The 14,845-nt window shown below is 66.8% G+C and carries 2 protein-coding genes (1 of these 2 cut by a window edge); both read right to left on the reverse strand.

Features of this window, described 5'->3' with window-relative positions; translation table 11 throughout:
- Positions 1-765 carry a methyltransferase domain-containing protein gene (locus A5752_RS13860; RefSeq protein ID WP_067086247.1) on the reverse strand — a complete coding sequence of 255 codons (765 nt, stop codon included), beginning with the start codon at positions 763-765 and terminating at the stop codon, positions 1-3.
- Positions 762-14,845, reverse strand: the 3' end of a protein-coding gene (locus tag A5752_RS13865) for a non-ribosomal peptide synthetase (RefSeq protein ID WP_067086249.1). 15,931 nt of this gene lie beyond the right edge of the window; the window shows 14,084 of its 30,015 coding nt (coding positions 15,932-30,015); its start codon lies off the right edge, out of view; it ends in the stop codon at positions 762-764. Before A5752_RS13865 ends, A5752_RS13860 begins: the two co-directional genes overlap by 4 nt.

The raw sequence follows: 14,845 nt of genomic DNA on the forward strand, positions 1-14,845 counted from the left end.
TCAGCTGGCTTGACGGCGACTCGCCACCACGACGGTTGGACCGAACCGGCGGGTGCGGAATTCGACGACGATGCACGGGTCGCCATGGCGCGCGAGCGCACGCAACGCCGACGGACTGTAGGCGCGCAGTGAGCTGATCAGACCGTCATGAAGCAGCGGCAACAGCCGGCTGAACGGCAGCACCACCGCCAGCACGACCGCGTGCACGGGCGCCGGCGGCCGGCGCAGGTCGATGATCATCAGCTTCTTGGCTGCCCGAGTCCCCTCGGCGAAAACCAGAGCGGCCTGTCTGGGCGGCAGGTGATGCAACGACAACGCGAATACCGCCAGGTCGTAAAACCCGTCGGGGGCGTCGATTTCGGTGGCGTCCATTCTGCGCACCGTGGCACGGGGGTGGCCGCCGAGCTCGCCTTCCGCGACGGTCGCCACGAAGGTGAGGTCGATGTCGGTGACCGTGACCTCGGCAGTGGGGTGGCTCTGAAGCACCTTCTCGGACAGCCCACCAAGGCCCGCTCCGAGTTCCAGGATCTTCGGCGACGAGATGTCGGCCACCTCGTCGAGCACGAGCTTCGCGCTCTTGCCGTAGACGCCGAACCGCCGTCGCCGCCCGCCGCGGTCGAGGGCCTCCACGACCTTTCGCTTCAGGTCGTCCACGTCGTCGCGGTCGAGGTACTCGAGCCGATTCGTCTGCAACCGCCGGTCCAACCACGACGCCGCAGGACCACCACGCGGCATGTCGACGATTTCGAGTGAGCTGTCAGTCATCGCGCTCCTAGTGCCTGCTTGAGTTGTCCGACATAACTGCTGATCGACTCGCTTGTCAGCATCGCCAGATGTGAGCAATCGACGGTATGCGTCGCAAGGTCGCCCGTGACGTAGGGCCGCCAGGTCTGATCCGGACACGTCACGACGTCGTCGTGGCACGCGGAGAAGACGACCGCGTCGCCGTCGAACACGTCGGGAACATGGCCTCGCAGGTACCGCTGGTTGTCGAAGAGCCGCTGAACCATGAACTGCAGCAACTGTTCTGACGGCAGCACGAGCTCGGACCCGTCGAAATGCCGGCGAACGAGTTGCGCCGCCTCGACGGAGGTCAGCGGTTCGGCTCGGCCAGGGACGTCGATACCGTTCATTTGCAGTATCTCCCGCAGGATGTCGCCCGATTCGGACGCTTGGTCCTTCGCCATCACGCGGTTCGCACTGAAGGCATCGTCCAAGAGGACCACAGCCTCCACCACACATCCGCGGCGCTGCAACTCGACGGCGACGGCATGGGCAACCACGCCACCGAGTGACCAGCCGAGGAGCTTATAGCGACCGCTGGGATCGAGGGCCTGGATCCTGTCCGCGTAACGCGCGGCCATATCGGAAATGGATTGGAATTCCGTTTCGCCCTTGGCGGGAACCTGGTTGATACCGATCATCGGGCAATCCAGGTGATCGGCGAGGACGCGGTAGACCCAGCTGAGCCCGAAACCGTCGTGGATACAGCAGAGCGGAACGCCCACACCGTCTTTGATGACCTCGATGGGAATTACCTCCACGGCGCTCTCCGCAGTCCCCAGTTGTCGGCTGAGCCCACGGACTGACGGTGCGTAGAACATGGTGCGAACCGCCAGATCGGTGTCCAGTTCGGAATTGATCGCTGCGACAACGCGGATCGCCCCGAGCGAGTCGCCGCCGAGGTCGAAGAACGAGTCGTCAACGCCGACCCGTTCGCGGCCGAGGATTCGGGCGTAGATGTCGGCGATGGCCGTCTCGGCGGCCGATTCCGGCGCCCGGTAAGCCATGGTCTCTTGGAATTGAGGCGCAGGCAGTGTTCGCACGTCTAGTTTGCCATTCATGGTCAAAGGCAACGCGTCCATCACCACGACGGCGGCCGGCACCATGTAGCTCGGCAAACGCTCGGCCAGAGTACGTCGAATGTGGCCGGGATCGACTGTCGCCGAGGGCGATTCGGCCACATATCCGATGAGACGGTCGTCGCGCACGATCACCGCCGCCTGCTCTACCCCGACGATATCGGCGAGCGCCGCCTCGATCTCACCTGGTTCGATGCGGTGACCGCGGATCTTGACCTGTTCGTCGGCGCGCCCAAGGTAGCGCAGTTGCCCGTCGGTGCCCCACCGGACAACATCACCAGTGCGGTACATCCGTCGTCCTGATGCTCCCCTGTCGGCGAACGGGCAGGCCACGAATCGTGAGGCGGTCAATCCGGCGCGGTTCACATATCCGCAGGCAAGCCCGTCACCTGCCACGTACAGCTCGCCGACCACGCCCGGAAGCACCGGCCGCAGCCAGTTGTCGAGGACGAAGAACGCGGCTCCCGAGATCGGTGCACCGATGGGCACGTCGTCCGATCCTGCAGTCAGCGGCTCGCTGAACGACGTATACCAGGTTTCGGTGGGGCCGTAGCCGTTCACCATCAGCCGACCATCCGCCCACCGATCGACGAGATTTGTCGGACAGGCCTCCCCTGCCACCACTAACGCCACTCCGTCGAGGCCGGCGGGGGAGAGCAACCCTGCGGCCGAGGGTGTCTGGTTCAACACGCTGACCTCTTCGTCGATCAGCAGCGCGTGGAAGTCCCGCGGCGATGATGCCACCTCTTCGGGTACGACCACCAGTCGACCGCCACGCAGGAGGGCACCGAATATCTCCCACACCGACACGTCGAAGGAGAGCGAATGCCACTGCGTCCACACCCCCGCGGGTGGCAGACCGTCGTCCGTTGCTTGTACCAGCTGGGTCACCGTGCAGTGGGTGACGGCTACCCCTTTGGGAAGGCCGGTGGTTCCGGAGGTGTAGATGACGTAAGCCAGGTCGTCGGCGGCGGGCAGCGGTAGCGCGGAACCGCGATGGAGGTCGACGAACGGCCCGGCGACGTCGACAACGGACAAGTCACGGTGGCCCAGCCGTGGCGCCAGCCCAGCCCGGGTGATCGCGGCGATCGGCGCGGCGTCTGCAAGCATGAAATCGAGGCGTGCGTCGGGATGCGCGGGATCGATCGGCAGGTAGGCAGCACCCGTCTTGAGTACCGCGAGAATGGCCACGACCGCCTCGGCGGAACGCTCCAGAAGCAGCGCTACGGACTCGCCGGTTCGCGCACCCGCACTAATCAGTCTGTGCGCCAGCCGATTCGATTCGTCATCCAGTTGTCGATAAGTCATCGACCGACCGCCGCAGCTCAGTGCCTGCGCCTCCGGGCTGTGCGCCACCTGCGTGGCGAACATCGCCGGAATCGACACCTTGTGGTGGTCGCGCCGCTCCAACACCGCGCGGTTGCCGAACTCGTCCAGCAGGGCCTGCTCGCTGGTGTCGAGCAAGCCGATCGACGACATCCGCTGCTGCGGGTCGGTAGTCATGGCCACCAGGATCCGCTCCAGCCGCCGGATCAGGGTTTCGATGGTCGACGCGTCGTATATGTCGGTGCGGAATTCGACCTCACCCCGTATCCCACCGGGCTCACCGGTGTCGGTCCGGTATTCGGTCAGGTGGAGCACCAGATCCATTCGGGCGGTGTGGATATCGACCGGCCTCTGGGTGACTTGCAGATCACCGAGCCTGAGCCCGGAGGCGTTGCTGTGATCTCCCAACACGTTCTGCCAGGCCAGCATCACCTGCACCAGTGGATGATGGGTCAGGCTGCGGGCAGGATTGAGCCGCTCCACCAGTAATTCGAATGGCACGTCCTGGTTCTCGTAGGCCGACAGGCTACGCCTTCGCACCTGATCAAGCAGATCGGCCAGTGTCGGGTCACCACCGAGGTCGACCCGAAGCACCAGCGTGTTGACGAAGAATCCGACCAGGTCGTCGAGCGCACGGTCGACCCTTCCGACGATCGGGAATCCCACGGCGACATCGCTGTTGGCGCTCATCTTGGCTAATAGCACCGCGAGAGCGGACTGAACCACCATGAAGCTGGTCGCGTTGTGTTTGCGCGCCACTTCGCGGACCATATTCTGCAAATCGGCCGGCCAGTTCACCGCCACGCTGGCTCCGCGGTGATCAGCCACCGGTGGATAGGGCCGGTCGGTGGGGAGTTGCAGCCGTTCCGGCAGTCCCGCCAGGGCGTCCTTCCAGTAAGTCAGTTGTCCGGCTATCGGGCTGTCGGCGGCGTCGAGATCACCGAATTCGGCGATCTGCCACAGCGCGTAGTCGGCGTACTGGACGGGCAATGACGGCCAGTCGGGCGGCTGCCCGTGGCACCGCTTGGCGTACGCCACGCCGAGGTCGCGTATCAGCGGACTCACCGACGAGGCGTCGGCGGCTATGTGATGCATCGCCGCGGCCAGGACGTGTTTCTCGCCGGCGATACGGAACAGCGTTGCTCTGAGGGGGATTTCGCTCACCAGATCGAAGGAGTGACGCACTGTGCGCTCGACGGCCTGTTCCAACGTGGTCGCCGGCCAGTTGCGAGCGTCGACGACGTGCCAGCCGAAGTCCGCGCGGTCGGGTGGTATCACCAGCTGATAAGGCACCCCGTCGGTCGCCAGGAACAGTGTGCGTAGGGTCTCGTGGCGGGCGACAACGTCGTGCAGTGCCAGGCTCAACGCATCGGCATCTAGACTCCCGGACAGTTCCAGCACCACCGCCATGTTGTAAACCGGTGAGGCGCCGTGCAATTGGTCGAGGATCCACAGCCGGCTCTGCGCGAAGGAGAGCGGGATTTCCGCGGGCCGTTCGACGGGAACCAACGGTGTGCGCCGGCCGATCGCCTCGCTCGCCCGGAGCGCCAGTTGCGCGACCGTGGGCGCGTCGAACAACGCACGCACGGAGAGTCCGGAATCGAGTGCGGTGTTGATCGCCGCCACGGCCCGCATCGCTGACAGCGAATCGCCGCCGAGGTCGAAGAAGGAGTCGTCGACGCCGACCCGCCCGACATTGAGCACCTCGGCGTAGATGTCGGCCACGATCTCCTCAACCGCGTTGCTCGGAGCCCGATAGCGCCCGCCGCCGTACTCGGGGGCAGGCAGGGCGCGGGTGTCGAGTTTGCCGTTGAGCGTCAGCGGCAGCGCGTCCAGCACGACCATGGCCGCCGGAACCATGTATGCGGGCAGCCTCGCTGCCAACTGGGCGCGAAGATCGGACGAGTCTGCCGTCCCGACCACGTAGCCCACGAGGCGTTTGTCTCCACCGTGGTCCTCGCGGGCGACCACCGCTGCCTGCTCGACGCCGTCCAATTCGGCCAGGGCAGTGCGCACTTCACCCAGTTCGATGCGGTAGCCCCGAATCTTGACCTGCTCGTCGGCGCGTCCCAGATACTGCAGTTGCCCGTCGTCGCCCCACCGCACCAGGTCTCCGGTGCGGTACATCCGGATTCCCGGCGTTCCGAACGGGCAGGCGACGAACCGTGCGGCTGTCAGCCCGGATCGCCGCCAATACCCGTCTCCCACGCCGCGGCCGGCTATGTACAGTTCGCCGACCACACCGGCGGCCGACGGTCGCAGCCACCCGTCGAGTACGAACAACGCGGCGCCTGTGACCGGGGCTCCGATCGGCACCGGGCCCGCCCCCGGCGTCAACGGTGCGCTGATCGTCGCGTACACCGTCGTTTCGGTCGGTCCGTAGGCGTTGATCAGCACCGTGTTCGACGCCCAGCGCTCGACCAACTCCGCCGGGCAGGCCTCCCCGGCGACTACCAACGCGGTCGACTCCAGTCCCTCGGGCGAGAGCATCGCGGCCGCCGACGGAGTTTGGCTGAGCACGCCGACGTCTTCGGTGAGCAGCAACTCGTGCAGGTCCTCCGATGATGCCGCGACGGACTCGGGCACCACGACCAGCCGGCCGCCACGCAACAGTGCGCCGCAGATCTCCCACACCGACACGTCGAAGGCCAACGAATGCCATTGCGTCCAGACCGGCGCCAGCGGCAGGCCGACGTCCAGTGAGTCAAGGTGCTGTGTGACGTTACTGTGCGTGATGGCCACACCTTTGGGCACACCAGTGGTGCCCGAGGTGTAGATGATGTAGGCCAGATCGTCGGGTGCCGGCGGTGGTAGCGGCTCGCGCGGTTGCGCGTCGATCGCGGGGTCGTGCACATCGATGGTGGGTGACCCGCACCCGTCGAGCCGATCGGCCAGTCCCGCAGTCGTCACCGTGGCGATCGGCGCGGTGTCCTCGATCAGGAACCTGATCCTGTTCGGCGGCAGCGCGGGATCGATCGGCACGTATGCCGCACGGGCCTTGAGCGTAGCGAGGATCGATATGATCGCCTCGGCTGACCTCTCCAACAGCAGTGCCACGCACCGTCCCGCGCCGGCACCATTCTGGATTAGCAAGTGCGCGAACTGATTCGACGCATCATCGAGCTCGCGGTAGGTCCACGAGCGCTCTCCATCGCTCAGGGCAACCGCCTCGGGTGTGCGCGCCAGTTGCGCGGCCCACAGCACCGGGATCGACACGAGAGTCGCAGGTCGGCGCAACACCTCGCGATTACCCAACCGGTCGAGAAGGGCCTGGTCGGCGGCATCGAGCGCATCCATCGACGACAGCCGGCGGGTGGGATCGGTGGTCATCACCTCGAGAACCCGCTGCAGCCGTCGCAAGAGCGCATCGACTCGGGCGGCGTCGAACATGTCGGCGTCGAACTCGATGCGCAGCCGCAATTCCTCCGCCGACCGCGCCTGCAGCATCAGAGGGTAATGCGTCGACTCGGTGCCGACGATCTCGGTGATCGCCAACTCCGTCACGTCCGCCAAGGCGCTGGTGTCGACCGGGTAGTTCTCGTACACGAACAGGGTGTCGAACAACTGGTCGCAGCCGGTGACTTTGTGAATATCGTTGAGCGCCAGATGGTGGTGCTCGAGGGTGTCGACGTGGGCGCGTTGCAGTTGGTCGAGCAGGCTGACGATGGTGGTCGCCGGGTTGGCGTCCGCGCGCACCGGCACGGTGTTGATCAGCAGGCCGACCATCGTTTCGGAACCGACCAGTTCGGTCGGTCGTCCGGAGACCGCTGCACCGAATACGACGTCATGGTGGCCGGTCACGGACATCAGCACCTGCGCCCAGGCAGCCTGCAAAACGATGTTGACCGTGGTGCGTTGCGCCCGCGCGAGATCGTTGAGTGCGTGACTGTTTCGTGCCGGCAGCGAGATCGACGCGGTGCCTCGCGGCCCCGGCGTCAGCCGGCCCGGTGAACCGACCAGGGTGGGTGTGTCGAAACCGGCCAGCACCTTGCGCCAGGCGGCTCGGGCCGCGTCGATGTCCTGTTCGGCCAGCCACTCGACGAAGCTCCGGTACGGGGTCGCCGCGGGCAACTGCTGCCGGAAGTAGCCGGCGAAGATTTCCCGCATCAGGATTGGCAACGACCAGCCGTCGAGCACGATGTGGTGATTGGTGAGCACGAACCGGTGCCGGTCCGGCGCAGTGCGGATCAGCGCCGCTCGGAAGGCCGGCGGGTGCGTGAGGTCGCAGACCGCGGCGCGTTCCCCGACGCGCACCTCCTCGACGTGATCATCGGGGTTTCGTCCGCTGTGGGTGAGGTCGACGTGCCGCCAGGCCGGTGTCGGGTCGGCCGGGATGATCTGCACGGGTTCGTCGAACTTTCCGCAGAATCGTGCGGCGAGGTGGGGGTGGCGGATGGCGACGGTACGCACCGCGTCGCGAAGCCGGTGGGGGTCGAGTGGGCCGGATATCGTGATCTCGAGCTGCATCGCGTAGATGTCGTCAGCCGCGTTTGCCGTGGTGCTCGCGTGGAAGAGCAGCCCCTGTTGCAATGGGGTCAGCGGCAGGATGTCCGCGATCCGCTCGTGCGCCTCGAGCTCGTCGAGCTGGGGTTGGGTGAGCCGGGCGGGGGCGATGTCGGAAGGGGTGAGCCCGCCGCCGCCACTCTCGGCATGGGCGCAGATGCCTTGCAGCGCTTGGAAGAACAGCATGCCGAACCTGCCGATTTCGGTGTGGTCCAGCGCCGAGCGCGCGAACGTCCAGTCGGCACGCAATACAGGGCCGTCGGCGGTTTCGACGGCGGCGGCGTTGAGTTCGATGGTGTGCGCTAACGGTATGGGTACGGCTGAGGCGGCTTCGGCCAGTGTCAAGCCGTCGTGGCTGACACCCCACATCTCCTCGGACAGCTGCGCAGCGCCAGCACCGAGGCGACCAAGGTAATTGAACCCGAGCGAGGGGTCGGGGCCGGCCAGGTCCACGTCGGGGTTGAGGTAACGCAGTAACCCGTAGGTCAACGGATCGGGGTGGGCGCGCAGTTGCTCCTTGAGGTCTTTGACCACCGGACCCAGCGTTGTGTCACCGGCGATCACGTTCTCCCAGTTCAGCTTCCGCACCTTAAGTGTGACGGGATGTTTAGTGGTGAACCAACCCACCGCGCGTGACAGGTCGACGTCCGCGGCGAGCTGTTCGTGGCGCCCGTGGCCCTCGACGTCGATGCCGATCGACGTTGCGGTGCCGACGAATTCGGCACAGGCGAGCGCGTAGGCGATCAAGAGGATGTCGGAGATACCCGCGTGGAACGCGGCAGGCGCCTTACCGAGCAATGCACGGGTGCCCTCGACATCAAGCGACAGAGACAGATGCCCGGCATCGGCATAGGTGTCGACCTCGGGTCTGGGAGCCGGTAGCGCGGGCTCGGTCGCGGTGATCTGCCGCCAGGCCTCCGCTTGGGCCAGGGTCGCGGCGTCCAGGGCGTGGTCGGCCAGCCGGGCGGCCCACTGCCGGAAGGAGGTGCCGGTCGGTGGCAGCGCGATCGCCTGACCGTTGCGGTGTTGGGCCCACGCGACGTTGACGTCTTCGATCAGAATCGGCCACGAGACCGCGTCGACTCCGAAGTGGTGAATGCTCAATGCCAGTTGTCCGGTGGACGGCACCCACAACGCCGTCAGCATCCTCCCGACGGCCGGATTCAGTTGAGCACGAAGACTGTTCATCGCCGTCTCGGTCAATTCCCCGGCTATCTGCAGAGTGTCCACGGCCTGCACCGACCCCGGCGGGGGAACGGTCATCTGGCCGTCGTCGGCGACGCGCAACCGCAGCATGGCGTGCCGATCCAGCAACGCCTGCAGCAGCATGACAACCTCAGCGGCGGTGACTCCCGCCGGCGCCTGCAACACCATCGTCTGGTTGAACTGGTCGACCGGGCCGTCGACCTCGCGCAGCCAGGCCATGATCGGGGTGGGCTGCACGTGTCCGGTGCCGTCGTCGGCCGGGGCGGCCGGACCGCCCGCGGCATGGGCGACTCGGGCTAGCCGCGCCACCGTCTGCTCGACGAAGACATCACGCGGCCGGCACCGAAGCCCCGCGGCCCGGGCGCGCGCCACCACCTGCATCGACAGAATGCTGTCGCCGCCTAGATCGAAGAACGAGTCATCGACACCTACCCGCTCCAAGCCGAGCACCTGCGCGTAGATACCGGCCAGCATCTCCTCGACCGCATCGGCCGGGGCGCGGTACTGCGGCGCGTTCTGGTAGTCGGGCGCGGGCAGGGCGTGCGTGTCGAGCTTTCCGTTGACCGTCAACGGGATCGCGTCGACCGCAACCACTGCGACAGGCACCATGTAGGCAGGCAACCGCTCGGCCAGCGCGGAGCGCGCCGCGGCGGGGACGGCGGTGCCGGTGGTGTAGCCGACCAGACGCTTGTCGCCGGGGCGGTCCTCGCGGACGACGACCGCTGCCTGTTCGACACCGTCGACTTCGGCTAGCGCGCTTTGAATTTCACCGAGCTCGACGCGGAACCCGCGGATCTTCACCTGCTCGTCGGCGCGACCCAAATACTGCAGTTGGCTGTCGGCGCGCCAGCACACCAGGTCCCCGGTGCGGTACATGCGCGTGCCGCGCTGGCCGAACGGGCAGGCCAGGAACCGTCCCGCGGTGAGCCCGGGCCGGCCGAGGTAACCCATTGCCACGCCTCGGCCTGCTACGTACAACTCACCGACGACGCCGGCCGGCACCGGCCGCAGCCACTCGTCGAGCACGAACAACGCCGCGGTCGGCACCGGCGCACCGATCGGCGCGGCCCCCGACCCGGCACTCAGCGGGCGGCTCATCGACACATACACCGTCGCCTCGGTCGGCCCGTAGGCATTGATCGCCACCCGGGCCGGTGCCCACCGATCGACCACCTCGGCGGGACACATCTCGCCGCCGAACAGCACCGCCACTTCATCGAGCCCCAGGGGGCTCAATGCGACCACTGCAGAGGGAGTTTGGGTCAGCACGTTGACCCGTTCGCGCACCAACAACTCGTGGAAGTCGTCGGGCGAAGCGGTGACCGCTTCGGGCACGATCACCAGTCGCCCGCCGCCGAGCAGCGCGGCCCAGACTTCCCACACCGAGAAGTCGAAGCCGTACGAATGACACTGCGTCCAGACCTGCTGGGTCGGTAGGGCCGTGGGCGTCGATTCGGCGAGATGAGCCAGGTTCTGGTGGGTGATCGCCACACCCTTGGGGGTGCCGGTTGTGCCCGACGTGTAGATCAGGTAGGCGATGTCACCGGCCGCCGGCAGCGGCAGCGGTGTGAACGGGTAGCCGGTGACGGCGGGGTCGTCGATCTCGATCACCGCGACATCGCTTCCTGCCATCAGTTCGGCCAGCGTGCCAGTGGTCAGGGCAGCGACCGGTTCGGCGTCGGCCAGCAAGAATTCCCGGCGCGCGGACGGCAGTGCCGGATCGATCGGAAGGTACGCCGCCCCAGCCTTGAGCACCGCCACCATTGCGACGATCGCTTCGCAGCATCGCTCGAACAGCAGCGCTACACGCGAGCCCGATTTGACTCCGCGCTCGCTGAGCAAGCAGGCCAACCGATTTGAAGCGTCGTCAAGCTCACGGTAGGTCAGCGTGCGGTTCGCGCCACTGACCGCCACCGCATTCGGCTGTCGCGTCACATGTTCGGCGAACAACTCCGGGACCGACCGCGACGAGGGTACGGGTGCGTTCAGCACCCGCCGATTGCCCGCCTCTGCTAGTCGGTGGTGCTCGGAGGGCTCGAGGAGGTCCACCGCGGAGACCCGGCGGTGGGGATCGGCGGTCATCGCCGCCAACACCCGCTCGAACCGGCCGACGAGCACCTCAATGCTGGTGACATCGAAGATGTCGGTGCGGAACTCGACCGCTCCCCGAATGCCGTCCGGCAGACCGGAATTGGTAAAGTGCTCGGACAGCGAGAACGTCAGATCCATCCTGGCCGTGTGGGTTTCGACCGGAAGTGGCGTGACGTCCAGATCGCCCAGCGTCAACCCGGCCGCGTGATCACCGCCGAGGCCGGGCAGGTTCTGCCACGCCAACATCACCTGAACCAGCGGGTGGTGCGCCAGTGACCGGACCGGGTTGAGCCGCTCCACCAGCAACTCGAACGGCACCTCCTGGTGGTCGAACGCCGCCAGACTGCGGCGCCGCACCTGGTCGAGCAGTTCGGCGAAACTGGGGTCGCCGGTCAAATCGACTCTCAACACCAGTGTGTTGACGAAGAAACCGACCAGCTCGTCGAGGGCGGGATCGCTGCGTCCCGCGATCGGGAAGCCCACCGTCACATCGGGACTCGCGCTGAGCCGCGACAGCAGCACCGCCAGTCCGGCCTGCATCACCATGAAGGTGGTCGCATCGTGCTCCGCGGCCGTTTGGCGCACCCGTTGCTGCAACTCTGCGGGCCAGTGCACCGTCATGACGGCGCCGCGCTGATCGGCGAGCGCCGGATAGGGTCGGTCCGTGGGCAACTGCAGCCGTTCGGGCAAGTCTGCCAACGCCTGCTCCCAGTGCTCGACTTGCGCCGCGATCAGGCTGTCGCTGTCGTTGAGGTCACCGAACCGCGCACGCTGCCACATCGTGTAGTCGATGTATTGGACCGGCAGCGGCGCCCAACGGGGAACGTCTCCGTGTCGGCGTGCCTCGTAGGCAACACCCAGGTCGCGCACCAGGGGGCCCAACGACCAGCCGTCGGCGGCGATGTGGTGCACCACGCCGACCAACACGTGGTCGTCGTCACCGATGCGAAAGACCCTGGCCCGCAGCGGGATCTGCCTAGCCAGGTCGAACGGCTGAGCCGCCGCGCCACCGATGGCCTCCGTCAGCTTGTCTTCCGACCACGCGGTGGCGTCGACGATCTGCCAGCCCACATCGGTGCTCCCGGCGGAAAGGACCAGCTGCTGAGCGATGCCGTCGGGTGCCACGAAAAGCGTGCGCAGGCTTTCGTGGCGGTCCACCACGTCACCCAGTGCCGCGTGTAGTGCGTCGTCGTCGAGGTGTCCTCGCAGTCGCAGCGCCACCACTATGTGGTAAACCGGCGAGGGACCGTGCAATTGGTCGATCACCCACAGGCGACTCTGGGCGAACGACAGCGGAACGACGGCAGGCCTCTCACCGGCGACCAACGGCTCGTGACCACCCGTGCTGCGGCTGAGGCGTGGCGCCAACCGACCGATCGTCGGCGCATCGAATAAGGCGCGCACCGGGAGGTCCGCTCCCACTCCGGCGTTGATCGCCGCCACGGCCCGCATCGCCGACACCGAGTCGCCGCCGAGGTCGAAGAAGGAGTCGTCGACACCGACGCGTTCGAGCCCGAGCACACGGGCATAGATACCGGCCAGCATCTCCTCGAGTGGGTTGGACGGAGCGCGATACCGATCGGCGTCGACGTACTCGGGGGCCGGCAACGCGCGGGTGTCGAGCTTGCCGTTGACCGTGACCGGCAACCCGTCGAGCACCACCACCGCGGCCGGCACCATATACGGCGGTAACCGGTCGGCCAACGCCGCACGGGCCGCGCACGTATCCACCGCACCGGTCACATACCCGACCAGTCGCTTGTCCCCGGGGCGGTCCTCGCGCGCGATCACCACCGATTGCTGCACCCCGGCCAGTCCGGCCAGCGCCGCCTGCACCTCGCCCAGTTCGATGCGGTAGCCGCGGATCTTGACCTGCTCATCGGCGCGCCCGAAATACTGCAACTGCCCGTCTGGACGCCAACACACCAGATCCCCGGTGCGATACATCCGCTGCCCCCCACCGGCGAACGGACACGCCACGAACCGCGACGCGGTCAATCCCGCTCGACGCCAATACCCCACCCCCACACCGCGACCGGCCAGGTACAGCTCGCCGACCACACCGGCGGGGACCGGACGCAGCCACCCGTCGAGGACGAACAACGCCGCTCCCGTGACGGGTGAGCCGATCGGCGGCGCACCCGAATCCGGCGTCAGAGGCGCGCTCTTGGACAGCCACATCGTCGTTTCGGTGGGGCCATAGACGTTGAGCATCACCCGGCCCGGCGCCCACCGGACCACCAACTCGGGTGGACACGCCTCGGCGCCGATGACCAGCGCGGTCGAATCCAGGCCATCGGGCGTCAATCCCCTCACGGCAGATGGTGTCTGGGTTAACACGCTGACGTGTTCGTGCAGCAGCAGTGCGTGAAAGTCTTCCGGCGCACAAGCCACGGTCTCGGGCACGATGACGAGCCGCCCACCATGCAGCAGTGCGCCCCACATCTCCCACACCGAGAAGTCGAACGCGTAGGAGTGGAACTGCGTCCACACCTGTGCCGGTGTCAACTCCAGCCCGATGTCGAGTCGATCGAACAACTGCACCACGTTGTAGTGAGTGACTGCAACGCCTTTCGGTATTCCGGTGGTCCCGGAGGTGTAGATGATGTGTGCGACGTCGTCCGGCCGGGGTGCGGGCGGCGCGGTGCTGGGCCGGGTGTCGACGCGCGCGTCGGCGACATCGATGACCTCGATGTCGCACTCATCGAACCGGTCGGCCACACCGGCGGTGGTGACTGCGACGACCGGGGCGGCGTCCGCGATCATGAACTTGATCCGTGCAGACGGGTGGGCGGGATCGATCGGCAGATACGCCGCACCGGACTTCAGCACCGCGAGGATCGACAGGATTGCCTCGGGGCAGCGCGTAAACAGCAGCGCCACACACTGACCGGGGCGAGCTCCGTGTTCGGCAAGCAGGTGGGCCAGCCGGTTGGACGCCTCGTCGAGTTCCCGGTACGACCACGCAGACTCACCGCAGTTCACCGCGATCGCATCGGGGGTGTGAGTCGCCTGCGCAACGAACCGGGCCGGAATCGACACCGGGGCCGCCGGTTGCGTCAGCACCGCGCGGTTGCCCATCTCGTCCAGGCGGGCATGATCGTCACGGTCGAGCAGGTCAATCGACAACAGTCGCCGACCCGGAGCGGTGGTCATACAAGCCAGCACTTGTTGCAGATGTGCGATCAGCGCGCGGACGCGGGCCGCGTCGAACACCTCGGTGTCGTACTCGAACCGAAGTGCGAGTTCGCGGCCCGGCATGACCTGTAGCGTCAACGGATAATCGTTGCGTTCGCGGGTGCTGAACGCGGTGACGGCCAAACCTTCGAAGTCGAGCAGTGCCGCGGCGTCGACCGGGTAGTTCTCGTAGACGAACAGTGTGTCGAACAGCTGGTCCAGGCCGGTGATCCGGTGGATCTCGGCGAGCGAGAGATGTTGGTGGTCAAGGGTGTGGGCGTGGGCGCCTCGAAGTTGTTCCAGCACATCGGACGTCGTGGTATCCGGCATGAAGGTCGCCCGGACGGGCACGGTGTTGATCAGCAACCCGACCATCGACTCCGCGTCGGCGAGGTCGGCCGGACGCCCGGACACCGCAGTGCCGAACGCGACGTCCCGTTGACCGGTCAACCACGTGAGCAGATACGCCCAGGCGCCCTGCAGCACGGTGTTGACGGTGGTGTGCTCTGAGCGCGCCAACTCCTCGACGGCCCGACTGAGGTGCTCGGAAAACCGATGCGATTCGACGCCTCGGCGTCCGAGGGCGCCGGGCGGGGCGACCATGGTCGGCGTGTCGAATCCCGCGAGGATTTCGCCCCAGGCCGCCCGCGCCGAATCGAGGTCACGCCCGCACATCCAGG

Source organism: Mycobacterium sp. 852002-51961_SCH5331710 (assembly GCF_001665535.1).
GTDB lineage: Bacteria > Actinomycetota > Actinomycetes > Mycobacteriales > Mycobacteriaceae > Mycobacterium.